This window comes from Bradyrhizobium sp. CCBAU 11361, assembly GCF_028128935.1.
GTDB classification, from domain to species: domain Bacteria; phylum Pseudomonadota; class Alphaproteobacteria; order Rhizobiales; family Xanthobacteraceae; genus Bradyrhizobium; species Bradyrhizobium niftali.
Window position 1 is genome coordinate 318123 of sequence record NZ_LBJZ01000001.1, and the last position, 25238, is coordinate 343360.

General features: G+C 65.9%; 9 protein-coding genes and 1 riboswitch. Of the genes, 5 read left to right on the forward strand and 4 right to left on the reverse strand.

The window, feature by feature from the left end; all coding sequences use genetic code 11:
- Positions 1-6 precede the first annotated feature (6 nt).
- Positions 7-226: riboswitch (cobalamin riboswitch) on the reverse strand.
- Between the two features lie 40 nt (positions 227-266).
- Both cobO and XI08_RS01430 read left to right on the forward strand, forming a co-directional pair.
- Positions 267-902 carry a cob(I)yrinic acid a,c-diamide adenosyltransferase gene (gene cobO, locus XI08_RS01425; RefSeq protein WP_271573038.1) on the forward strand — a complete coding sequence of 212 codons (636 nt, stop codon included), beginning with the start codon at positions 267-269 and terminating at the stop codon, positions 900-902.
- A gap of 11 nt (positions 903-913) precedes the next feature.
- Positions 914-2362 carry a cobyric acid synthase gene (locus XI08_RS01430; protein ID WP_271573039.1) on the forward strand — a complete coding sequence of 483 codons (1449 nt, stop codon included), beginning with the start codon at positions 914-916 and terminating at the stop codon, positions 2360-2362.
- On the opposite strand, the gene cobD is transcribed toward XI08_RS01430, so the two are convergent.
- Together cobD and cbiB are read right to left on the reverse strand one after the other, a co-directional pair.
- Positions 2351-3316, reverse strand: coding sequence for a threonine-phosphate decarboxylase CobD (cobD, locus tag XI08_RS01435; RefSeq protein WP_271573040.1), 966 nt, complete (start codon positions 3314-3316; stop codon positions 2351-2353). The genes XI08_RS01430 and cobD overlap by 12 nt on opposite strands.
- A gap of 11 nt (positions 3317-3327) precedes the next feature.
- Positions 3328-4269, reverse strand: a complete 942-nt coding sequence (cbiB, locus tag XI08_RS01440; protein ID WP_271573041.1) for an adenosylcobinamide-phosphate synthase CbiB — start codon at positions 4267-4269, stop codon at positions 3328-3330.
- 126 nt (positions 4270-4395) lie between these two features.
- Between cbiB and cobU the strand changes: the two genes are divergently transcribed.
- From cobU to bluB, 3 genes are read left to right on the forward strand one after another with little or no spacing between them, the layout of a single operon-like run.
- Positions 4396-4899 carry a bifunctional adenosylcobinamide kinase/adenosylcobinamide-phosphate guanylyltransferase gene (gene cobU / locus XI08_RS01445; RefSeq protein WP_271573042.1) on the forward strand — a complete coding sequence of 168 codons (504 nt, stop codon included), beginning with the start codon at positions 4396-4398 and terminating at the stop codon, positions 4897-4899.
- Positions 4896-5678, forward strand: coding sequence for an adenosylcobinamide-GDP ribazoletransferase (cobS, locus tag XI08_RS01450; protein ID WP_271573043.1), 783 nt, complete (start codon positions 4896-4898; stop codon positions 5676-5678). Before cobU ends, cobS begins: the two co-directional genes overlap by 4 nt.
- A 4-nt stretch (positions 5679-5682) precedes the next feature.
- On the forward strand, positions 5683-6315 hold the full coding sequence (gene bluB, locus XI08_RS01455) for a 5,6-dimethylbenzimidazole synthase (RefSeq protein ID WP_271573044.1): 633 nt from the start codon (positions 5683-5685) through the stop codon (positions 6313-6315).
- Positions 6316-6444: 129 nt separating this feature from the next.
- On the opposite strand, the gene XI08_RS01460 is transcribed toward bluB, so the two are convergent.
- Together XI08_RS01460 and XI08_RS01465 are read right to left on the reverse strand one after the other, a co-directional pair.
- Complete coding sequence (locus tag XI08_RS01460; RefSeq protein WP_271573045.1) at positions 6445-8139, reverse strand: ShlB/FhaC/HecB family hemolysin secretion/activation protein; 1695 nt, start codon at positions 8137-8139, stop codon at positions 6445-6447.
- A gap of 11 nt (positions 8140-8150) precedes the next feature.
- Positions 8151-25175 carry a leukotoxin LktA family filamentous adhesin gene (locus tag XI08_RS01465; RefSeq protein WP_271573046.1) on the reverse strand — a complete coding sequence of 5675 codons (17025 nt, stop codon included), beginning with the start codon at positions 25173-25175 and terminating at the stop codon, positions 8151-8153.
- Positions 25176-25238: the final 63 nt, after the last annotated feature.

Here is a 25238-nt window from a genome sequence, read left to right on the forward strand (position 1 = left end):
CCGGTCCAAAAATCGTCCGCGCTGGCAGGTCTCCCGGCTTGCGGAGCAGGGTTTTGCCCTTCGATCCCCGCCTTCCCGATCCCGTGAGGGGTCAGTGGCTTCGGGCATCTCTCCGGTCACGGTCGCGGGGGCGGCTGCATTTTGGACCCAAATCTTGCCGATTCGGACCCTATCGCATTCCCTCTTCGCCTGTCATAGGACAGGAACCAACGCCGGGCCACCATTTGCCCCCGGCCGCCTCTTGTCAAGCCGAAGGACCAGGTACGATGACGCCTGAACCGGATACCCAAACGGGCGAGGAAACCGACGCCCGCCACGCTCAAAAAATGGCGAAGAAAAAGGCCGCCCGCGACAAGATCATGGCCACCAAGAGCGGCGAAAAAGGCCTCATCATCGTCCATACCGGCGCGGGCAAGGGCAAGTCGTCCTCGGCCTTCGGCATGATCGTGCGCTGCGTCGCCCATGGCTTCCCCTGCGCGGTGGTGCAGTTCATCAAGGGCGCCTGGGACACCGGCGAGCGCCGCCTGCTCACGGGTCATTTCGGCGATCTCTGCCAGTTCCATGCGATGGGCGAAGGTTTCACTTGGGAGACGCAGGACCGCGCCCGCGACATCGCGGCCGCGCGCGCCGGCTGGGAGAAGGCCAAGGAGCTGATCCTCGATTCGAACCTGCGCATGGTCGTGCTCGACGAGATCAACATCGCGCTGCGCTACGACTACCTCGATATCGCCGAGGTCGTCGAATTCCTCAGCACGCAAAAGCCTGCGATGACGCATGTCGTGCTCACCGGGCGTAATGCCAAGGACGAGCTGATCGAGATCGCCGACCTCGTCACCGAGATGACGCTGGTGAAACATCCGTTCCGCTCCGGCATCAAGGCGCAGGCCGGCGTCGAGTTCTGAAGATACACGCGATGGCGCGCGCATTGATGATCCAGGGGGCCGGCTCGGACGTGGGCAAGTCGCTCATCGTCGCCGGTCTCGCGCGCGCCTTCACGCGGCGCGGCCTGCGCGTGCTTCCCTTCAAGCCACAGAACATGTCGAACAATGCGGCCGTGACCGTCGATGGCGGCGAGATTGGCCGCGCACAAGCACTGCAAGCCCTCGCCGCCGGCGTCGAGCCACACACCGACATGAATCCGGTGCTTCTGAAGCCGGAGACCGATGTCGGAGCGCAGGTCATCGTGCATGGCAAGCGCATCGCAACTGCGCGTGCGCGTGACTATGCGGCGATGAAGCCACAGCTGATGGGCTCCGTGCTGGAGAGCTTCGAGCGGCTGAAGGCGCGGGCCGATCTCGTGCTGGTCGAAGGGGCCGGCAGTCCCGCCGAGGTGAACCTGCGCAAGGCCGACATCGCCAATATGGGCTTTGCCCGAAAGGCTGATGTGCCGGTTGTGCTGGTCGGCGATATCGACCGGGGCGGCGTCATCGCCCAGCTCGTCGGCATCAAGACGGTGATCGACCCTGACGATGCCGCGATGATCCAGGGTTTTGTCATCAACAAGTTTCGCGGCGATCCCACGCTGTTCGATGACGGCTACAAGCTGATCGAGCAGAAGACGTCCTGGCGCGGCTTTGGCGTGCTGCCCTGGTTTGCGCGCGCCGGCGAGCTGCCGGCCGAGGACGCGCTGGGCCTCAGCGACGCGCGAAAGCCGGGCCAATGCAAGATCGCCTGCCTCGCGCTGTCACGGATCGCCAATTTCGACGATCTCGATCCGCTCAAGCTCGAACCCGGCGTCGATCTCGTGATGGTCCGTCCGGGTGAAGCGATCCCCGGCGACGTGAGGCTCGTCATCATCCCCGGCTCCAAATCGACCCGCGGCGACCTCGCCTTCCTGCGCGCGCAGGGCTGGGACATTGATCTCCTGGCGCATTATCGCCGCGGCGGCCACATCCTCGGCCTCTGCGGCGGCTATCAGATGCTCGGACGCAGCGTCGCCGACCCCGATGGCATCGAAGGCCCTGCCGGCGACACGCCGGGCCTCGGACTTCTGGATGTCGAGACGGTGATGAGCCCGCAGAAGACGCTGACGCGTGTTGCGGCCGTGCACGCCGCCACGGATCAACCGATCGAGGCCTACGAAATCCACATCGGCCGCACCGACGGGCCGGATCGCACGCGGCCGTTCGCGACATTGAATGGCGAGCCGGAAGGCGCGATCTCCAGCGACAGCCGTGTGCAGGGCAGCTATTTGCACGGCCTGTTCACGTCCGATGATTTCCGCAAGGCGTATTTGGCCAAGCTCGACATTCCCGCAGGCGACGAGCCTTATCATGCCAGGGTCGAGAGCGCGCTTGACGCGCTCGCCGACCACATCGAAAAGCATCTCGACGTCGAAGGCCTGCTTTCGCTAGCGCGCTAGGACCTCGGCAAGGCGCGTCCATTCGGCTTCGCTGCCGGGAAGCCCGAGCCGCAGCCATGTCGGTTTCTGCGTGAAGACGCGCGACCAGATCTGGCCACGCGCGAGCTGTTCCTGCGCTGCAAGTGCATCTGGCGTCTCGTAGAGACGGAACAGCGGCGTGCCGCCGACGAGCGTCCAATCCTTTACTTGCGCCATGTCGTCGAGACGGGCACAGTCGCGCACAAGCCGCGCCGAGGTGGATTTCGCCCAGGCATCGTCGCGCAATGCGCGGCAGCCGATCGCGATCGCGGCCCCCGAGACCGGCCATGGCCCCGACATCGCGGCGATCGCTGCGATGTCGGCCGCGCCACCGATCGCAAACCCGAGCCGCAGGCCAGCCAGACCATAAAACTTCCCGAAGGACCGCAGGATCAGCAGCCCCGTTCGATCCGCTTCCGGCGCAAGCGACAGCTGCGGAACGGCATCGGCAAAGCTCTCGTCGATGACGAGACGGCCGACGCGCGGCAGCAGTGCCAGCAAGTCCTTCGGCGTATGGCACCGGCCATCGGGGTTGTTGGGATTGACGACGATGGCGAGGTCCGCGTCCGCCAGCGCGTCAAGATCCGCGACCTCCTGGACGTCCCAGCCCGCAGCCGACAGGACCCCGGAATATTCGTTGTAGGTCGGCGCAAGGATGCGGGCGTGGCCGCGCGGCCCAAGTTGCGGCAGCAATTGAATGGCGGCTTGCGCCCCGCCCATCGCAACGAGCGCCGCGTTGGTGCGGTAAGCGTGCTGCGCCGTCTGATGCAGGGCGTCGATCTCGGCCCGCGACGGCAGCGCGCTCCACGCGCGCATGCTGACCTCGCCCACCGGATAAGGCAGCCGGTTGATCCCCGTCGAGAGATCGATCCAGTCCTCGGCGCGCCCGCCAAAACGCTGCTGGGCCAGATCGAGATTTCCACCGTGCTCGCGCATGTCCTGTTCTTTCACGCGAAGCTGAGGATCGCAAGCAGGCCTGCGAGCAGCAGCATGGCGCGGCGGTAGACGGTCAACCCTTGCGTGATATCGGCGGCGAGCGGATCGCGCGCGCCTTCGTTGAGCCAGGGCTCGTTGGTGATGCTGCCGTGGTAGATCCGGGGACCGCTGAGCCGCACGCCGAGCGCGCCGGCCATCGCCGCTTCCGGCCAGCCGGCATTGGGCGAGCGATGCCGGCGGGCATCGCGCGTCATGCACGACAATGCCTCCGCCCGGCGCGGCGCCAGCAGCACGAACAGAAACCCGGTCAGGCGCGCCGGAATGAAGTTGGCGACATCGTCGATCCGCGCCGCCGCCCAGCCAAAGGCTTCGTGTCGCTCGCTGCGATGGCCGATCATGGAGTCCAGCGTGTTGATGGCCTTGTAGCCGAAGATGCCGGGCAGGCCGAACAGCGCGCCCCAGAACACGGGCGCCACGATGCCGTCGGAGGCGTTTTCCGCAAGACTCTCGATCGCCGCGCGAGCGATGCCGGCTTCATCGAGCGTCGCGGGATCGCGGCCGACGATGCGCGAGACTGCCTCGCGTGCGCCGGCGATGTCGCCAGCCTGCAAGGGGCTTGCGACGGCGGCCACGTGATCATCGAGCGAGCGTAGCGCGACCAGCGGCCACGCGAGGATGCCCACCAGCACGAATTGGATCCAGCCCAGCGCGAGCACGGACTGAAGGACCCAGCCGAGAGCGGCAGAGACTGCAATCACCACGAGCGCGCCGGCAACGCCCGCGGCGCGGCGGAACGCCGGCGGATCTGACGGCCGATTCCAGGCGGTGTCGACCGTCGTAATCAGCCGGCCGAGCCAGGTCACGGGATGGCCGATCCGCGCGAACAGCGGCGCCGGCCAGCCCAACAGGGCATCCACCGCCATCGCCACCGCCATCGCACCCGCAAAGCCCACGCAAATCTCCGTCTCGCTCCGCCCCTGTTGCGCAAAGCTCCGGCCGAGCGCAAGCCCCCGCCCGCCTGATTTCGGCTTTGTCTTTGGCCCCGTTTGGTGATTAGTGCTGGCCGACAGGAGACTTTTATGGCCGTCATCTTGATCACGGGCGGAGCGCGATCGGGCAAGAGCCGGCGCGCGGAGGCGCGCGCGCAGGCCTTTCCCGGGCGGCCCGTCTATATTGCCACGGCCGAGGCGCTCGACGCCGAAATGGAGGATCGCATCGCAAAGCATCGCGCGCGACGCGGAGCCGACTGGATCGAGCGCGAGGTGCCGCTCGACCTGGTGCAGGCCCTGGTCGAAACCGAGGGCGGCGGCGCGAGACTGGTCGATTGCCTGACGCTATGGCTGTCCAACCTGCTGCATTCCGAGCGCGACTGGTCGCGCGAGGTGACGCACCTCGCTGAGGTTCTCCCTCGCTTGCGCAGTCCGGTCATCATGGTCACCAATGAGGTCGGCCTCGGCATCGTGCCCGACAACGCGCTGGCGCGCGCCTATCGCGATGCTGCCGGAATCATGAACCAGACGTTTGCCGGCGTTGCCGACGAGGTCGAGTTCGTGGTCGCCGGACTGCCGATGAAGCTGAAATGATGCCGGGCGCAGAGACGATCCGGGATGTCATCGCCGATCTCAGGATCGCGGCGTCGTTCGTCACGCTCCTGCCCGTCGGATCGTCAAAGCCCGCGGCCGACGGCGCCATCGCGCGCGCGACCTGGGCGCTGCCGGTCGCCGGCCTGCTGGTCGGACTTGCAGGCGCCTTGGTCTACAAGATCTTCAGCCGGCTCGGACTGACGCCGAACCTTGCCGCCCTGCTCGCACTGGTCACAACCGCCCTCATCACCGGCGCGCTGCACGAGGACGGCCTTGCCGATACCGCCGACGGGCTCGGCGGCGGCCGGACGCGCGAGCGCAAGCTGGAGATCATGCGCGACAGCCGGATCGGCACCTATGGCGTCTGCGCGCTGATCCTGTCATTCGGCCTGCGCTGGAGCGCGCTCGCAACGATCGCCAATCCGTGGCTGGTGACGCTGGCGCTGTGCGCTGCGCATTGCGCCGCCCGCGCGGGCGTGCCGGCCTTCATGTCGCTGGTACCGCCGGCGCGGCCTGACGGTCTGTCGGCAAGCGCCGGATCGCCGCCGGGCCGCAGCGTCGCCATCGCCTTTGCCGTTGGAACTCTCGCGCTCACCCTCGCACTTGGACCGGGTAAGGCCCTCGTCGGCCTGATCCTGCTGTCGCTTGCCGGCTGGATCCTGGCACGGCTTGCCATCCGCCAGATCGGCGGGCAGACCGGCGACATCCTCGGCGCCTTCGAGCAGACCGGCGAGATCGTGATCCTGCTCGTTGCCGCGGCTTTCCAGATGGGACACTGACCCCATGGTCGAGTTCGACGACACCTTCCGCCAACATCTGCGCGAGCTGTTCGTATGGCGCCGTGACGTGCGCCGCTTTCGCACCGATCCGCTGCCGGACGGCGCCGTGGAACGCCTGATCGAAACCGCCTGCCTCTCGCCCTCGGTCGGCCTGAGTCAGCCCTGGCGCTTCGTCACCGTCGATGACGCCGCACGGCGCCGCGCCGTGATCGACGACTTCAGGGCGTGCAACGCCGATGCGCTCGATTGCTACTCAGGCGAGCGCGCGGCGCGCTATGCGACGCTGAAACTATCAGGCCTCGAACAGGCCCCCGGCCACCTCGCCGTGTTCGCGGACAAGGCCAGCGACATCGGGCACGGCCTCGGCCGCGCGACGATGCCGGAGACGACGGAATATTCAGTCGTCGCCGCGATCACCGCGATGTGGCTCGCCGCGCGCGCCGAGGGCATCGGGCTCGGCTGGGTGTCGATCCTGCATCCGGATCGCATCCACACCATTCTCGACGTGCCTGATACCTGGAAATTCATCGCCTATCTCTGCATCGGCTATCCCGAGACCGAATGCGACCAGCCCGAGCTGGAGCAGGCGAAGTGGGAGCACCGGCGCGGGGCGGAGGAGTTCACGCTGCGGCGCTGACAAACGCGCCCTCCTCCGTCATTGCGAGCGCAGCGAAGCAATCCAGAATCTCTCTGCGGACGGATTCTGGATTGCTTCGTCGCAAGAGCTCCTCGCAATGACGACAGAGAGAAGCAGTGCAACCTCTCGCTACGACTTGCTCTTGCCGGCAACCGCCGCCACAGGCGCGGCGCTTTCCTGCTTCTGGAACATCAACAACGGCCGGAAAATGACGCGGCCATAGGCCTCATAATGGTTCTGGGTCGAGACGGCCATCTTCAACGGCGTCGCGTAATTTGCCTCGAACGTCATGAACGGCGCGTAGGTCCAGGAGAAACCGACGCCGACCGAGCCGAGTTCGGTGACGCCGGGGAATGTCGAATACACCGCACCCCAGTCGGTGAAGATGTAGGTGTCGAAGCCCTTGAGCCATTGCGACCAGTTGTAGTGCAGCTCGGCGTTGAAATAATAGCCGCTGTCGCCGGACGCCGAGTTGGAGGGATAGCCGCGCACGGTGGTCGGGCCGCCGATCGAGAAGATCTGGTCGCCCGGCAGCAGCTTCTCCTGCGTGTACTGCCAGCTCGCAAGCACGTTGGTGCTGAAATTCGCCGGTCCCGCCGCGCTGGTCGCGATCAGCGAGCCGGTATAGGTGTTGAACGTGCGGTTGTTGCCGAGCACGTGGTCCTGCCATTCGATGTAGTTCACCGCCGGCGAGACCGTGATCGAATAGCTGTTGCCGGAATTGGTCACCGAGACGCCGGCCGTGGCCTTGTCGTAGTGATCGTCGGTGACGGCGACCGTGGTAAAGCGGCTCACCGTCTTGCCCTCGGTCACCGCGCCGTTGAGCAGCACCAGCCAGTCCTGCGTCACCCAGACCGGCTGGCTGAAATTGACGGCGGCCTGGCTGGAGCGTCCGGTGACGTCGAGCGCGACGAACGGTCCCTGGATGATCTTGATCTTGCCTTCGGTGTAGCTGACGCCGACGCGGCCGCCCCAGGGATTGACCGGAATGCTGTAGGCGGCGTTGCCGTTGAGATTGCCGTCGGAGCGGACGCCGTAGAAGGTCAGGCGGTCGTCGACGCCGAACAGGCCGTGGCGCTTGTAGAACGTGCCGCCTTCCCAGCGGCCGGTGTTCTCCACGCCCTGGTTGTCGACGAAGAGCTGCCAGGTGTCGACCGGCGGCTCGATCACCGCGAACTGGAGGTCGGTCAGGCCGAAGCTCGTGCCGGGCTGGAGCAGCGCCTTGATCTGCACATCGTTGGTGCGGTTGAACCAGATCACGTCGCGATTGAGTTTCGGAACGTCGAGGACCTCGCCTTCCGGCTCCTTGACGCGCTGAAGGATGTAGTCGGTGCGAGTCTGCTCGTTGCCCTCGATGGTCGTCTTCTGGAGCCGGCCTTCGGTCAGCTTGATCTTGACCACCCCGCCCTTGGCATCCTGATCGGGCAACGTCGCGATGCCCGTGACGATGCCGCGCGCGGTGTAGACGGCATTGATGTCGGCGACGAGCTGCAACAGCGAGGCGATGTCGACGTCCTTGCCGACATATTTCTTGGCGATCTCGTCGAGCTCCGCAGGCGTGATGAACTTGGACGCGTCGAACTCGACCTTGCGCAGGCGGAATTTCGGCCCGCCCGGCTTCAGGAGCTGGGACTTTTCCCGCTCGCCGCCGATCACCGCCGGCCCGCTGAGCTTTGGCGGCGCGCTCTGCTGCTCGAGCTGGCGACGCTGCCGGTCGACGTCGTTCTGGATCACGCCGGGATTGATCGAGGGCACCTGCGCGCGCGCGGAAGCGATGCAGGACGCTGCCACTCCAACCGCCAACGCTGCCCCGAGAATCCGCATCCCGAATCCCGTTACCATGCCTGCGCGAGACGGCCAACGGCCGGCTTCGCCGCCTCAACCGCTGCATCCCTCCAGCCGGTGCGACCCACACGCTGTCCCTGACGGCGGAGCTTACGCATGTCGCTCAATCCCTCGATATTCACGGCGGGGCCGGAACCGATGGTTTCGACCGGCCGCGGCGTCAGCAGCGCATCGAGACGCGCCTGGCCGGAGAGGCCGAGCAGGTAGAACGTCCCGCCGTCCTTCTTCGCCATCCAGGTCTCGATGCTCTCGCTGCCCTCGCCGTCGACCGAGATGTTGCGCGCCATGCTGGCGCCGGTGAAGTTGTTGCAGCAGATGTGGGTCGGCCCGTAGTTGGTGACGGTGGCCGAGACGTCGCCGGTGTAGAACACCACATAGGCATTGCTGACATTGGCGTTGCCGACCTGGCTCATCGTGAACAGGCCGCCCGGCTGGTAGAGCTGGAGCGTCGGCCAGTTGGACGGCGCCGGCGTGCGGTTGTTGAGCAACACCTGCTGCGTGGCGGTGGTGAGCATGAGCTGGCCCGGCACGTAGCCGTTCAGGATCGTCACGGCGTGCGCATCGGTGAAGAAGTTCGCGTCCACCACCCTGAACTGGTTGACGATGATGCTGTCCGGATCGATCGAGATGTTGGCGGACTTCGCGACGCCGCCGTTATAGCCGGTGACGTTCATGATCAGCGGGATCGGCGGGTTCGAGCGGATCTGCTCGCCCTTGACGTTGATCGTATCTGCCGCCAGGTCGAGCTCCCTCACGACGCTGACCCAGCCGATCGTCAGGTCACCCGACGAGGTCATCCTGACGGTGTCGCCGCTGATCCGGTCGAGCGAGACCGATCCGGCCACATCGAAATGCGTATCGCCGTGCGCTGAGATCGATCCGCCGCGGAGCGAGCCCGTGTCGGACTTGACGTTGAGGTCGCCGGCATCGCCCGGGATACCCGTCGTGGTGAGCTGGCTGAAGACGATGTCGTTCACGGCGTGCAGGGTCTGCGTGCCGCCGCTGATGGCGGTGCCAACGGTGATCCCTCCGGCGGTCGCGGTGACATCGAGCGTGCCGCCCGCGTTGAGATTATCCCAACGAACGACCGTTCCGCTCAAGACTGCGTTGCCGGTCGAGGCCGTGAGGTTATGACCGGTGTTGGTGCCCGCGGCGATCAGCCTTGCCGAACCATGGGCCGAGACCGAGCCGAGCGTCGGCACGCCACCGGCCATCACCGTCTGCGCCAGGATGAAACCGTTGTCGGCGTTGACGTTGATGCTGCCGGCATCGCCGGTGATGCCCATGGCGGTCAGGGCGTTGAAGGTCACGTTGTCGCGGGCGTGGATGGTCTGCGTGCCGCCGCTCTGCGCGGTCTGGAACGTGATGCTGCCCTGGCTCGCCGTCGCGCCCAGCGTCGTTCCGACGTTGAGGACGTTCCAGTTGATCGGGCCGCCGCCGGCGGTCAGCAGGGCCGAGCCGGTCGTCGCCGCAAGCGTGTTGCCGGTGATGGTCGTGGCGGCGAGCAACGTTGCCGAGCCGTTGGCCGAGACCGAGCCCTGGCTCGTCACGCCACCAGACGTCACCGTCTGCGCCAGGATGAAGCCGTTGTCAGCGGTGACATTGATGCTGCCGGCATCGCCGTTGATGCCCGTCGTGGTCAGCGCGTTAAAGGTCACGTTGTCGCGGGCGTGAATGGTCTGCGTGCCGCCGCTCTGCGCGGTCTGGAACGTGATGCTGCCCTGGCTCGCCGTCGCTCCCAGCGTCGTTCCGACGTTGAGGACGTTCCAGTTGATCGGGCCGCCGCCGGCCGTCAGCAGGGCCGAGCCGGTCGTCGCCGCAAGCGTGTTGCCGGTGATGGTCGTAACGGCAAGCAGCGTCGCCGAACCGTGCGCCGAGACCGAGCCAAGCGTGGTCATGCCGCCTGAGGTCACCGTCTCGGCCAGGATGAACCCGTTGTCGGCGGTGACATTGATGTTGCCGGCGTCGCCGCTATTGCCGGTGGTCGCCAGCGACTTGAACGTCACGTTCTGGCCGGCGTGGACCGTCTGCGAGCCGCTGCTGTCGGCGGTGCCGATGACGATGCTGCCGTTGTTGGCGACAGCGCGGAAAGACCCGCTCGCGCCCGTCGCCGTGCCCGCCACTACCTGGTCGAGCGTCAGGCCGCCCGTGCCGATGATGTCCACGTTGCCCTTGACCGCCGACAGCAGGCTCGTCTCAGTGTCGGTGAGCGTCTTGACGTAGATGTCGCCGGCGCTCGCGCTCGCCGACAGGCGCGCGGCGTTGAGGGCGAACCGGCTCGTCGCGTTGCCGATGCCGTTCGATGCGCTCAGCGACACTTCGGCGCCCGCGCCGGAGGCGATGAACTTGGTCTGCCCGTCACCATTGTCGACGATCGCGCCCAGCGACGCGACGCCGCCAGCGGTGACGATGATCGAGGGCGCGTTCGAGGCCGCCGCGTAAGATTGCGACGAATTCAGCTGGCCGATCGTCGCATCGCCCGTGGTGGTCACCGAGATCAGGCCGGCCGCATTGATGGCCGAATAGGCGCCCATCGACAGCGTCGCGGCGACCAGCGTCACGCCGCCCGAGCTGCTGGTCGCAACCACCGGCGCCGCGCTGGTGCCGGCCGCGAAGGTCATGCCGCGGTTGGCGAGCAGTTGCATCAGGCCAGCGCTGGTGATGCTGGTATTGATGGTGAGCGCGCCGCGCGGCACGTTCAGCGTCAGGGCACCGCCCGCCGTCAGCGCCCCATAGGCGCCGCTCGTGCCGACGGCGAGATCGCCGGTGACGGCGAGGATGCTGAGATCGCCGACCGCCGAGCCGGTCACCGCGCCGGAGATGTTCACCTGCAGCGGCTGGAAGGTCGAGCCGTTGAAGCCGATGTTGCCGCCGGCGCGCAGATCGAGGTCGGCGCCCAGGATGTGGATCGCTGTACGATCCGTGAAGTCGGCTTCGGCGTAGATGCTGCCGGTCGCGGCGAGCTGAATCGCATTGCCGGCGGCGATGTTGCCGAGGATGAGATCGCCGGTGGTCTGCTTCACATAGATGCCCTGCGCCGACGAAACCTGGTCGAGCTGGTCGTTGCCCGGATCGGCGAACGCGATCTGAAGCGCGTTGGTGTTGGTCGCGGGATTGCTTCCGGCGGCCCCGGGGGCACCGACATTGCCGTGCTCGGCGATCAGGGTCAGGTTGCCGATATCACCTGATATCACCGGCCCGCTCACATTGGCGAAGATGCTGGTCACGGCGTCGAGCTTGACGTCGCCGCGGCCGGTCACCTGGATGCCGTTGGCCTGCGCGGCCGTGATCGGGCCGTAATTCGCAGTGACGCCGCCGAGCGCGAGGCTGTTCTTGCTGCCGAGATAGATATTCGTCAGCGCCTTGGCCGAGATCGCGATCGGGTTGTCGACGACGACGAGGTTCTGCTGCGACAGGCTGACCGTATAGGTCGTGACATGGGTCGTCGGATTCGTGACCGCGCCGACGGTGAGCTGGCCGGGACCGGCGGTGGCGAGCAATCCCCTCTGCTCCGGCGTCAGCGAGGAGGAATCGACGCTGGTGAAGGTGAACGTCTGGGGCGCGGCCGAATTGCCGACCGAGCCGCGCGGCGCGTAGAGCATGATCTGGTTCGCGCTGACATTGGCCACGACGTTGTCGTCGATCGGCGGCGGCGCCGCGCCGACGGCCGACGACGACACCGTGTAGGCGAGCTGGCTCTGCGTCCACTGCGAGCCCGCGGTGATGATGCTGTAGACCCGCTCGGTCGATGCGAGCGTGTAGCTGTAGTTCGCATTGTAGGCGTTCAGCGCCGTCTGCAGCGCCGTGTTGCTCGGCAAGCGCTGATTGGCTGTCGTGACGCCGTCGAACAGCTTGGTGAACAGGGTCGTCGACAGCGAGCTGCCGAACAACGTCGCCAGCGGATCCGCGGGTGCGGTGCCGAGCAATGTCGTCAGCGAGCTCTTGAGTTCGTCGGTGGTGATCTTGCCGAGCAGGAACTGATCCCTCAGGAACCGCGTCGTGGCCTCGTTCTTCATCTGCGTCGTCGAGACGTTGGCGGGATCGATGCCGAGCTTGGCCGCCACCTGCGCCCGCAGCACCGTCAGCCCCACCGAGGTCGGGTTGTAGGTGCTGCCGTTCGTGAACGCGATGTTCTTGAGCTGGAAGTAGTCGTTGTAGGCCGACGTCACCATCGACTGGTAGCTGTTGACGGCATTGGTGGCGGCGTTGCCGCTGAGCAGGTCGAGGCTCGTCCAGACGTCCTGGAGATGCTGGCTCTGCGCCTGGGTGAGGCCGACCGCCGCCCGGCCATTCAGGATGTTGGCCGGGTTGTTGTCGGAGCCCGCCGCCTCCAGGAATACCGGGCCGCCGGTCGACTGGACCGTGCCGAGGCGCAAATCACCCTTGGACTGGATGATATAGGTGCCGGTGGCCGATGCGCTGTCGAGAACGCCGCCATCGACGGCGCCGCTCGCCTGTGTCGTGCCCGTCGCCTGGATCACCAGCGGATTGATGTTGGTCAGGGTGGACGCGCCGTTGACGACGGCGCTCGTCGCGCCGATCGCACCCGAGGTGGAGTTGATCTCGATGTTCTTGCCGATCACCACGGGATTGGCGACGTTATAGGCGGACGCCGAGTTGATGTCGCCGGTCGCCGAGAGGAAGACGCTGCCCTGCGGCGTCGCGCCTGCCGAGTTCACCTTCACCTGGTTGATCGACAGCGCGCCGATGGCCGAGATCGCGATGTCGCGGTCGATCGAGCTCGCGGTCAGGCTGCCGCCATAGAGCTGCACCTGGACGGGCGCCTTGGTGGTGCCGAGCGTGCCGATACCGCCGTCACCCCGAAGCGTCACGCTCGTCCCCGAGATCACCGGGTTGTTGGCATTGGCGCCGACGGTGATCGACGAGTTGGTGCCGGTGGCGGCAAGCGTCGTCGTGCCCTGCTGGTTGTTGATCGACCCGTTGATGACGATGCCCGAGGTCGAATTGACCACGACGTCGCTGCTACTGCCGCCGATGAACTTGATGTTGATCGGGTTCGACGCCTTGACCGTGTTGGTCAGCGTGAGCGTCAGGTGATCATAGATCGCCTGGTACCAGTTGTACTGGGCGTCCGCGCCGCAGCACGCGTTGGAATGGGTGTTGAGTCCAACGGGGCTCCCATCCGGGTTCACGCCTCCCGCCCAGTGATAGCTGCCTGTGGCGGTGGTGACTTTCTGATAGTTGCTGCTCTGCGTGCCTGAAACCAGGTTGGTCGAGCGGGTCCAGTTCTCGCCGGTGACCTGATTGGGCGTGAAGCTCCAGCCGTAGTCGAACTGCGTGCTGGTGGGTAGACGATCCAGCGTCGCGGTGTCGACCCATTGATAGAGCATGTTCTCCTGCGTCGCGTACTGGACGCCCGCCGTACCGGTCCTGGCCGTAAGCATCGACGGGTCGATCGCGGCCGCAGTGACACTGTTGGTCTCGTACCGCGACACCTGCTGGCTGCTTGCAGCCTTGGGATCGTAAACCCACCACGTCGTCTTCCCCTTGAGCTGGTCGACGATCTCGACCACGCTCTGGGCAGTGACGCTGGTATTGATGGTGTTGGTGACGAGCTGGAGCCCGCTGGTGTTGTTGACGGTGACCGTGCCGGCGCCGCCTTTGATCTCGATGTTACCCTGGGTCTGGGTGTTGTCGGTCGAGGTCGAGATGATCTTGCCGTTGAGGTAGACGTAGCCGCCGGCGCCCTGCGCCACGCCATTCAGGATGAGCTGGTCGGTGAGAGCGTTGTACCTGACCCCGATCTTGGCGTCGCCGCTGGCCGACGCCGTCACGGAGCCCGAGATGTCGTAATAGACGCCGTTCCGCGCATTGGCCTGGGCCGCGGCAAAATCCGCGCCGCCGTTGCGATTCTTGAGGCCGTTGCTGCCATAGATGGCATCGTACGCAGCGGCGCCGATGTTGACCGAGTAGTTGCTGCTCGAGCCGGCCTGGATGATGCCGTTGATGTTGATCACCGACGCCGAGATGATGACCGCCTGACCGCTGATGGTCCGGGTGGCTGTCGCGGTGGCCGGCGCATCTGCGGTCTTCGGCGTGATCGCATCCGGCTGGATGTTGATCACCTGGAAGAAGCCCGAGCTGTCGCAGGCTGACGCACAGTTGAACGGCGTCTTGTACGGACCGCTATCGGTGTAGACGTTGCGGCCGTCATAAGTCGTTTTCTTCCACTGCGCGAGCACGACATTGGCCGAGTCCTGCGACTGCCCCTCGATGATCTTGAGGGTCGCGATGTCAGGCACGCTGCCGGCATCGGGAGTGCTGGTGTTCCCAGGCGTACCCCTGCCCACCGGCAGGAAGATCGATGAATAGAGCGAGGTGCCGTCGTAATACGTCATCAGCATGCGCGCGGTGAAGATCGTGCTGGCGTCGGCGTTGCCGACGGGTTGATACACGCCGTGGCTGCCGTCGGTGCAGCAGTAATAGAAATAGGGGTGATCGGTTCCCGAAGCGATATGCGGAGCGGTATAGTAGTCGCCGTAGGCGCCGAGATAGGTCGCCGCCGTCATCACCGCGGTCAGCGTGTCTTCCGGCCTGTTTTCAGTGGTGGCCCATTGCGAGGTGACCGCGCTGCCGCTGTCGTAGAAGCTCCCGATACCGCCGAGGAAGGTGAAGGTGCCTTTGGGCACCACGATCTGGACGGTCGCGGCACTGAGCGACTGCGATGCGACGACGCTGCCGAGATTGTTGATGATCTTGAGCAGGCCGTTCGCGTTGTTGACGGCGCCATTGAAATAGATGTCGGGCGTGCGGGTCAGCACGTTGCCGTTCTGGTCGATGCCCTGGCCGCTGTCGGGATCCAGACGGTTGTAGGTGGCGGAGACATCGATGACCGGCGTCGCGCTCGGCATCGCGGTGAAGGTCACATTGGAATGCGAATCCGGGTCGACATGGTCGATCTGGCGATAGGTGATGTTACCTCCGGTCACATCGGTGACCGTGAGGTTGCCCAGGCTCATGAAGTCGAGGCCCTTGTTCTCGATCTTGATCAGCGGCGAGCTGCGCGCGATGACCGCGGGCGGGGCGGGATTCGTGCCGCTGTTTCCGGTCAGCTTCTGGGCCAGGATCGAGACGTTGCCGGCGGACACCAGGATGTCGCCGAATGCGAAGGCGTTGCCGGGCGCGTCGGAGGTGAACGGCGCCTGCTTGATCAACGTGTCGATCTGGCGCTGGATGTCGCCGGTCGGATCGGTGCCAGACGGCGTCATGCTGGCGGGCGCCGTGGGCGTCGCCGCCGCGAGCTGCGAGCGGACCTGCGTCGCAGTCAGACCGGTGAGCCTCGCCAGTTGGTCGACCACCAGCTGGTAGGGATTGAAGTTGCCGACGATGGCGTACTGGACCGTCTGGTGGTTCCAGCTCATCACCGGGCTGAAATGATTGACGTCGGAGACGAGCTCAAGGACCGACGAAGAGCCGTTTGTCAGCAGGGAATACGGACTGGTCGTGCTCAGTGTCGGCGCGGTCGCACCGAGCTCGATCGTGATCGTCAGATCGTTGTTGACGCCGGCCACCACCAGGCCATTGAGCGCGACATCGCCGGTTCCGCTGGTGTGGCTGTGGTTGTCGCTGTTCTTGGCGCTGAAGATGTCCAGATACGGATTGTAGTTGCTGCCGTTACCGGCCGCAGTGACCTGCCCTTGCGTTGCGCCGAGATAGATGTCGCGCGCGCCGAGGATGCTCGAGGTGGGGGCCAGCGTCAGGCTCGTGGTGTCGTCGGCATTGGCCGTGCCGCGATAAAGCGTGGAGATCGGAATGGCGGTGTTGTTGTAGACGACCGTCGTCGCCGTCGCCTGCACGCTGCTGAAGACGCTTCCGTCGCCGGCGAGGCCCGCGTAGATGGTGATGTCGCGCCAGGCCGCGATCTTCGCATTATCGCCGACATTGACGGACTGGATGGCGTGGACCCAGCTGTTGGTGCTGGCGCCGACGCCTGCGATCGCGCCATAGAGGCTGGCATTGGCGTTGTTCGCCGCCGCCATCTTCGCGGCCGTGCCGATATAGATCTTGCCGACGCTGAACAGCTCGCGGGCATTGATGTTGACCGCGAGCGTGGCATTCGCCGTCATTTTGGATTCGGCGCCGCCGCCAGCGAAGAAGCTGGCCGTGGCGAGGCTCGCGGTGTCGTTGGTGTTCAGCGTATTGTAGGCCTCGATATTGATGAACGCCGCCGATGTCCGCGGATCGCCGTTGAGGCTCAGGACCGTGCCGGCGCCGATATTGGTGGTGACGGTCTGGGTGACGGTCGAGGTGCTGAGTGCAGCAGCCCCCGAGAACGAGCCGCCGGAGCCCGAGCGTGCGCCGCCGCCGGCCTGGTTGACGATGTCGTTGGCGATGACGACCATGTTGCCGCCCGCCGAATTGATGATCAGGTGCGTTCCGATCTCGGCAGTGGTGGTCGAGTCGACGTCGTTCTGCGCCTTGCCGGCGGAGACGCCGGCCGTGGAGGCCTGGTAGGCGTCGCCGCTGGCGGCATAATTCGTGGTGTGCTTGGCATTGATGCGGAGGCCGCCGAAATAGAGCGTGTCATCGCTCGCGCTACCGTCGAACCGCGCATTGGTTACGGCGGTCGAGCTGGTGGTCGCGACCGCCGCCGCGCCGGCATAGGTGCCGCCCGCGCCCACCGTCGCGTTGGAGACGTTGGTATCCGTGCCGGTCGCCGTGATGCGGAGGATACCGGTGTAGTTGCCATGGTTCAGGGTATCCATGTCGGCAGGCGCACCCAGATAGGCATAGGTGTGCGCGCTCGACGACGTCTGCGCGACGGTAGCACCGAGCGCCAGGAAGCCGCTCGAAAGGCCGGTTCCCTCGGCGTATTGGGCGCTGTCGTTCTCTGCCGCGATAGTGACGTTGGCGTTGGGAAGCCGGATCCCCGTCCCGCCATAGGCGCTCACCGTCGCGTTCTCGGACGCCACGGCGTAGCTCCCCTGCGCGCCGATCAGCGAACCGCCGCCGCCGGCGAGCGCCTTGGCGTAGGTCGTCGTGCCGCTGGTCGGAACCAGCGCCATGGCGGTCACGGCGAGCGCACCGCCGGAGAAGCTAGCGTTGTCGCCGACATCGGCCGTCACCGTGGCGCCGACCGTGGACTTGGCGATGGCGACGCCGACGGCACCGCCGCCGACCGAAACGCCGATCGCCTCGCTCGCAAGATTGGGCGTGATCGACGCCGACACCAGCGTGCCGACGTCGGTCGCGGACGTCGTGATCGAGGCACTGCTGCCGATCTCCGCCAGCACGGACGAGTTCTCGTGGGCCTCCGCATCCGCACCGACGCCCGCGACGATGCCGCCGCCGAGTGCCGTGGCCGTCGTCGTCAGCGTGCCGGCGCCGCTTGCTCCAACTGCCAGAGTCGAGACGTTGACGGTGGAGCCGTTCAGAACCCTCGCAGCGACCGAGCTCGTTCGGCTTGCCGTTGCGACCGAAGCGCCGACAGCCACGGCGCCGCCGGTGACGCCGCCGGTGAAGACCACCTGGGTCGTCGAATCCTGCGCCATGACGGCGGCGCCAGTGCCGGTGCCGCCCGTGCCGGTGATCTGGCCGCCAAGCATCGCCACCACGGAGTTGCTGACATTGCCGACCGCGACAGCCGCATCGGCGCCGAAGTAAAGCGCCGCACCGCCGGCGATCGCCTCGGTGTCGATGGTCTTGCCGGCATAAGGTCCGGTGGTCGCGTCCTTGACGACCGCCGCAACGGTGACAACCGGTGCCGAGACGGCCAAAGGCGTATCTGCGGCCACCAGCACGCCGGAGCCGTTGCGTCCGTAGTCACTCAAATTGGCGAGCACGGTGCTGTTGACGCTGGTGTAGCCAATGCCCGCTCCGATGCCGACATTCTTCGCAAAGCCGGCGCCGAGAAGATACATCTTGGCCGCATTGGCGCTGGTGGCAGTGACATTGACCTGCGTGCCCGTGACGTTGCCGCCCGCGATCTGCGCGACGACAGCGTCGTTGCCGCCGCTCAGCACGCTGCTGACGTCGTAGGTCGAGCTGACGTTGGCGCTGTTCGGATTGCCGGCCGTTCCGCTGGCGACCGCGTTGCTGCCATGCGAGTTGTTGGTGCCGTTGTTCACGGACGCGATGGTGCCGTTGTTGCCCTGATTGAGCTGGCCGGTCTGCTGGCCCTGGGTGTCGGCATCGGCGGTGTTGGTGCCGATGATGATGACGCCGACGGTCGCGCCGATGCCGACGCTGCCACCGATGCCGGCCGTCACCGCGTAGGACAGCACTTCCTTGGTGCTGAGCGCGCTGACATTGATCGCATCGGACGAGTTCAGATTGCTGTTCCAGCTCTCGGCAACGGTCCGGCTCTTGAACACGATGACGTTGGCGGCGGCGCCGACGCCGACCCCCGCCCCGCTCGCGCCGACTGCGAGCGCACCCGCGATCTCCTTGATCGCCACGTCCTCGGCCGCGTTGATGGTAACCGCGCCGGCCGCGCCGCCCGTCACTGACTGCAGCGTGGTGTCGTACACTCCAGCGATGGTCGTGTTGTTGGCGATCTCGATGTTCGCCATGCCGGCGATCGCGGCCGTGCCGGTCGAGAGCGCGCCGCCGATCGCATAGGCCTCGAAGCGGTTCTTGGTGTTGGCCTCGACGTCGAGCGCGCCGCTCAGATTGAGCGCGGTCGTGTGTGCCGCGCCATTGCCCTGATAGTGGAATTCGTCGCCGACATAGGCCTCGGTCCGGTTCGAGGAGACCTGGACCAGGAACGCCGCGCCGATCGCAGCCTGGCTGCCATAGGCGCCGGAGCCGTTCGCGGAGTAGATGCCGGTGTTGTTGGTGGCGTTCACCGTCAGTGACGAGGCCGTCAGCGCGCCGCCGTCGACATAGGCCTCCGTCGTTGCCTGGAAGACGTTCAGCCCGACCGAGCCGGTGTTGAAGCCGATCGCGATCGAGGACGCATCCTGTTCGGCATTGGCCTTCACGGTGACGGCGCCGACCGTCGGGCTCGACGACTGCACGCCGCCGACCGTGGCATTGGTGATGTAGGCGAACGTACCGCGCTGCATCGTGGTGCTGATGATGGTGGCGCCGCCGCCGCCGTTGCCGGTCGGAGCCACGATGCCGGCACCGAACGCGCCCGAATAGGAGAAGCTGGATGCGGCGACCTCGATCTGCGGCTTCAGCGTCGAAGAAGTCAGGCGCGTGTCGATGGCCGCGCTGTCGATATAGGCGCTCGTCACCCCGCTCATCACGTTGGTGATCGGGTTGATCATGATGGAAATGCCGCTGCTCGCGGCCAGCGAAGCTACGTTGGTCACGACCGCCTGATGCGAGCTCGCGACCACGGCAAGGCCACGCACGGTGTCCTGGTTCTCGGTGAGGTCGGGCGTGGTGTCGGTCGGCGCATGCGCCGTGCCGAGATCGAAGGCATGCACGAGCGAGCCGTTGTTGACCGACAGCGTATCGGTGCTGCTGGTCCCGAGCGCGTCGACCTTGGTGTTCGCCCCGCTGATATAGGCCGCGGTGGTCCCCGTGATCTGGTTGGTGACCAGCGAACCCGCACCGCCAGCCGCCCCCTTGCTGATCGACACAGCGCCGGCGAACACGCCCGCCTTGTCGTTGTTGCCGGCGATCACGGCGACGTTGTTGGTGGCGGTGACGTCGGCGCCGTTGATACCGTTGGTGCCGGCCGCGGTGATGCTGGCGGTGACGTTGGTCCCCATCAGATTGGTGGCGACCGAGCCGGCCAGCCCGACCTGCGAGGACATCGCGATACCGACGGCGACCGTCGAGATGCTGGCATTCGAGTTCGCACCGACGGCAACGTTGCCCGAGGCGGTCAGCTTGGAGCCGGTAACGCCGGCGCTGACATTGTTGGCGATGCTGCTGTAGACGAGCGCCAGGCCCGCGGCGCTGCCTTGCGTCGAGGCGCCGGCGACGGCGGCGGTTCCGGTGATGCTGGAATTGTCGGTCGCGTTGACGGAAATACTTTTGGCCGTGATGGCCGATTGCGACGCGCTGGACAGGTTGTTGCCGATGGCCGCCGAAACAGTATTTGAGATGCTGCTGATCGTCGTGCCGCCGACCCCCGCAAACTGTCCGGTCGCCAGACCGAAGCCGATGGTGACCGACTGGATCTTGGAGGAGTCGACCGCACTCACGCTGACATTGCCGTTGCTGGCGGCCGTCATCAAGACGTTGGCGATATAGGCCGAATGCGTCGTTGCGATCGTGTCGTAGACGATCGAGGCGCCGACATTGTTCTTGCCGGCCTGGATGAGCCCCGCAACGGAGATGATGCTGGCCCCCGGGCCGTTACCCGTGCCCCCGTTGAGCGCAGCCGCGCCAAAGTCGATGCAGTTCTGCCCGCCCGTGCCGCCGGCGACCGTGCAGGTGTCCTCGGCGAGATGATTGTTGTTCGACTTCTTGACGAGGTTGCCGAGCGCGGTGTCCAGCGCCGACACAGCGCCGCTGTCCGCCAGCACCGTCACGCGTCCAACGTTGATGTTCACCGTTGCGCCGCTGTTGATGTAGGCGGTCGTGGTGGGCGAGATCTCGCTGACGACGATCGCGCCGGCAAGCCCGTTGGACCCTGCCCCGCCCGAGGCCGCACCGGCCGCGATCACGCTGGCGCTGTCGGCCATCACCAGCAGCGTATCGTAGTTCGAGATCGAGCTCGAGCGGATGTGCGCGTCGGTCGCGTTTCCGCCCGAGGGATCGGCAATCGACGCATATGTCAGGCCGATGCCGACGCCGGCCTGGCCACCCGATATATAGAGCGAGCCGGCGCCGATCGCGATGTTCGCCGTCTGGTAGGCGTCGACCTCGAGCGCGCGGTTGACGCCGGAGGACTGGCCCGTGATCGTCGAGCTCTCGATATAGGCGTTGGCGCTGTCCGTGATGATGCCGACGGAGGCCGACAGCGACGCAGCATTGGATTTCGATCCCGCGACGCCGATGGCGACGACGGTCTCCGAGCCGCCATTGAGCGCCTGCACCGTCACCGAACTCTGGTTGTTCATGGTGGTGCCGTAGATGTAGGCGAGTGTCGCGTTGTTCGACATCGCCGCCGCGATCGCGCCGCCGATCGCAGCTCCCTGGGCGGACCCTCCGGCCAGATTGAGCGCCGCGGAACCGGAACCATTATTAAGCATGGTGTCGTTCAGCGCCTGAACGATCGTGTTGGTCAGCACGGCGCCGGTCGTGGTGTACTTGTTGACCGTCGTGTTTTTGATATAGGCGCTGGTGCCGAGCGAGACGTCGCTCACCGACGAGCTGCCGGCGAGGTCGAGGCTGAAGCCGCTGGTGCTCGATCCCGAAGTCGAACCGATCTTGCCCGCCGCCGTCGTCACGCCGGCGGTGCCTCCGGTCGAGGCGGCGCCGGCAGCGCCTGCCTTGTCGGAGAAATTCGACGAAGCCGGGTCGGAGACGGCTGCCGCCACGGCGGCCGCGGTGATTCGCCCCGACGTGGTCGCGCTGAGTGTCAGATTGTCGACATTGACCGCCCCGCTTCCGCCGCTGGTGCCAGCGAACGGATCGTTGGCGCTGAACACGCCGGGCCGGATGTCGGAATGGTTGTCGCCGATATAGGCGGAGGTGTCGGTATTTGCGCCGAGATAGGCGACCGACAAGCCGACCGCCGAACCGCCGCTCCCGTTATAGCTCATCGCGCCGGACAGCGTCACGACCGACAGATCCTGCTGCGCCAGGATGCCGACGGTCGGTGCATAGACGGTGGCCTGGCTCGAGATCGACGCGTGCGTCGTGTTGTTCAGGAAACCGAGCGAAGTGATGCCATTCAGCGCCAGCGTGCCGGCAGCCTTGCCGGACGACGGTGCGACAGCGACGAACCGGTCTGAAGTGATCGCGTTGACGGCGATGTCGTCCGCCGCACGCAGCGTCGCGCGGTCCGAAACGCCGGCGATGGTATTGGTGTTGAACTGGACGAGATTGAGCGCGCCGCCGACGGAGGAGCCGCCCGAGGTGTTGCCGAACAGGAAGCCGAGCGTGCCGACATTGCCGGCGGCGTCGATCGACGCCGTGGTCGTGGTGGCCGCGATTTGGATGCTGGCGTTGTAGGTATGGACGTCGCCATTGTCCATCCCGACCGACCAGCCGGTGCCACTGCCGCAGGCCGCGGTGGCGCAGGTCGCCGTCAGGCTCGCGCTGCCGGCCACCCACGCCGTCGTGTTGTTGTTCACGACGAAATGGTTGAGCGAACCGGCGATGCCGATCGTGTCTCCGGCATCCGCCGTGGCGTTGGCATAGCTGGTCAGGATGTTGCCGCCGACGCCGAGATTGCCGTTCAGGTGGCTCAGCACCGCACCCAGTCCATCCCACTTCAGCCAGGTGTTGGTGATGGGCAGCTCGGTGGTGGCATCGACAGCGATGTTCGCCGCGTTGATCAGGGTTCCGTTGCCGACATAAGCGTTCGAGTTGTGGGTGAAATTGCCCCAGGCGACGGCCGCGCTGATCGCGGTGCTCTCGCCGGACACCGGATCCTTCGTGATCGCGCTGGACGTCGCATTGCTGCGAACGCCGCGATCGATGACATTGCTGGCAACGGCAACGTTGCCGCTGGCATAGATGCTCGGCGCGCCGCCGCTCGGATTTTGCGCGATCGCAGCGGTCGCGCTCTGGCTGCTGTTGGCCAGCGACAGCGCGCCTGCGACCTTGAAATCGAAGCTCAACGGCATCAGCGAGCCCATATGGTCCCTGATGATCGACGTCGGCGAGGTGACGGCGCGCAGTCCTCGTTCGATCGCCGCGATCAGCGCCGGCAGGCCGGCGATGGACGAGGCCATCGTGGAATTGCTCGTCGTGTCCGACGTCGCTTCAACGAGAACGGAGCCGTTCATCCGGTTGGCGGTATCGGTTCCGAGCGATGCGCCGAGCGTCGCGGTCACGGACGTCGTGATGTCGCTGATGGCGAACGCCCCGCCGACGGCGCCGCTCGCCCCCGTCCCGGGTGCCGCGACCGACGTTGCGCTGGTCGAGAAGGAATTGTTGTTGATCGCGCGCACCTTCAGGGTGCTGCCGGTCGTGTTCACCAGGCCCGCCGCAATATGCGCGCCGGTCGCGACGTTGGCGGTCGTCGACACTGATCCCTTGGAATAGGCCACCGTCGGGACGATCTGCGCGCTGGTCGATACCGCGAGGGCAGAGACGGCGATGGTCGCATCGTTGAGCGCCTTGATCTCGAGGTTGCCGCCGGCGTTGACCGTCGCGCCCGAGGCCACGTTGGTCGTGGCAGTGCCGTCGATCTTGCCGACGACCACGCCGGCCGCGACCGGCGTCAGGCTGCCAAGCAAGGTGGAGGCGACCGCCGGATCCGACGCGGTCTCCGTGGCATGCGCGGAAATGGTGACATCGCCGCGGCCGTTGATGTCGGCATGGCTGTTGATGTTGATGGTCGCAGTGGCGCTTGCCGCGACATAGCCGCCATTGAGCCCGAGCAGCGAGGCGGCCAGCGTCGAGCCGACAAGCGCGAAATCACCAACCACAGAACCGTTCAGGAAACTTGACACGGCGGTCGAGGTTGCGGTGATCGAGATGATGCCGCCGGTGATCTTGCCGTCGACCGTGATCGCCGTCTCGGCGGTGGCCTGGCCGGACAGCTTGATGTCGCTCGCCGTCGCCCTCAGCGTCACGTTACCGTCGGCGTAGGTGGTCCCGCCGAAATTGACCGACTGGGCCAGGATCTGCGCGCCATTCATGATCTCGATGTTGGGCGCGTCGATGATGACGTTGTTGGCGTTGCCGGTCGAATGGCCGGAGCCATCGAGACGGCGGGCATCGATCATCGCATGCGCGGCGAGCGTGATGGAATGATCCGCCTGGATGAGGTAGTCGGCACCCGCGCTGAGCCCGGCGAGCGCATTAGCGATGGAGCTGTTCGACAGCGTCACGCCGGAGTCGCCCTGGGCGGCATCGCCCACGACCACGTCGGTGGGGTCGATCAGCAGCGTGCCGGCCTTGCCGTTGTCCGCACTGACGTTGACTTTGATGCCTTGGCCGATGTCGATGATTCCGTTCGCGCTGAAATCGACGAGGCCCGCATTGCCCGTCTTCGCGCTGGCGTTGAACCTGGCCCCGCCCGCGACAGTCAGGTTCTGGGCCGCCTTCAGCCGGATCTCGCCGGCATCGCCGGTCCTGCTGGCGATATTCAGCCTGGCGTTCTTGCCGATCTCGATGTTGTTGCCGGCCTGAACGGTGATGTTGCTCGGCGTCGTGCTCTTGCTGCGCGCGGTCAGACGCCCGTTGACCCTAGCGTTGTTGACCGCACCGATACGGATCGAGCCGTTGCTGACGGTGATCGCGCTGGCGCTGCGCAGCCCCTTGGAGTTGACGGAGGCTGCAAATTTCGCGGCGTGATCGAGATTGGCGATGTCGCGCTGGCTGGCGCCGCCGACATAGACGTTCTGCCCGGTCAGCCGCACGCCGTCCTGGGCATTGACCCGGCCGTAGATACGGATGTTGCCGTCGGGCGAGACCGGGAACGAGCCGGCCATCAAATTGCCGACCGCCGACTGGTTGATCGCCCCGCCCGCACCGATCAGGCTGTCGGTGAACTCGCGCGTCGGCGTCGAGACGTTGAGGCTGCCGACATTGACGATGCCGGAACGGCCGACCACAAAACCCTTGGGATCGGCGAAATAGACGTTACCGCCGATCGCGCCGTTCATGTAGGAGTTCAGCGTGCCGTTGACGTAGACCGGCGCGTCGCGAACGATGTTGACGAGGTTTTGCGTGCCGGCCGGCAGCTGCAGGTTGACGGTGTTGCCCTGCCCGACACTGAATTGCGAGAACGAGTTGAAGGCGTTGTTGCCGGAGACCGTCGACGTCGTGACGTTGGTGACGCTGCCGGAGGTGTGCAAAGAAGTCCCGGTGCGGCCATCCGGAACGATGACGTTCGCCGTCTGCGCCTGAAGGCGGACGCTGAACACCGGCAGAAAGACCATCTGCATCGCGCAGAGCAGCGACATCGAACGGAAGCGCGCAAGCCCCCGCAGCGTCAGCTCGTCATTATTTCGCGTCGCAGATGGTCCGCGCATTTCATATCCTCGTCATCGGCATTGACGCCGATCCACAACCGGGTGGGAGAATGTCGTGGAAGC

Coding starts and splice junctions, on each gene's coding strand:
- XI08_RS01465 (WP_271573046.1), bottom strand. CDS start 25,175: ATGCGCGGACCATCTGCGACGCGAAATAATGACGAGCTGACGCTGCGG.
- cobS (WP_271573043.1), top strand. CDS start 4,896: ATGATGCCGGGCGCAGAGACGATCCGGGATGTCATCGCCGATCTCAGG.
- cobO (WP_271573038.1), top strand. CDS start 267: ATGACGCCTGAACCGGATACCCAAACGGGCGAGGAAACCGACGCCCGC.
- cobD (WP_271573040.1), bottom strand. CDS start 3,316: ATGCGCGAGCACGGTGGAAATCTCGATCTGGCCCAGCAGCGTTTTGGC.
- XI08_RS01430 (WP_271573039.1), top strand. CDS start 914: ATGGCGCGCGCATTGATGATCCAGGGGGCCGGCTCGGACGTGGGCAAG.
- bluB (WP_271573044.1), top strand. CDS start 5,683: ATGGTCGAGTTCGACGACACCTTCCGCCAACATCTGCGCGAGCTGTTC.
- cobU (WP_271573042.1), top strand. CDS start 4,396: ATGGCCGTCATCTTGATCACGGGCGGAGCGCGATCGGGCAAGAGCCGG.
- XI08_RS01460 (WP_271573045.1), bottom strand. CDS start 8,139: ATGCGGATTCTCGGGGCAGCGTTGGCGGTTGGAGTGGCAGCGTCCTGC.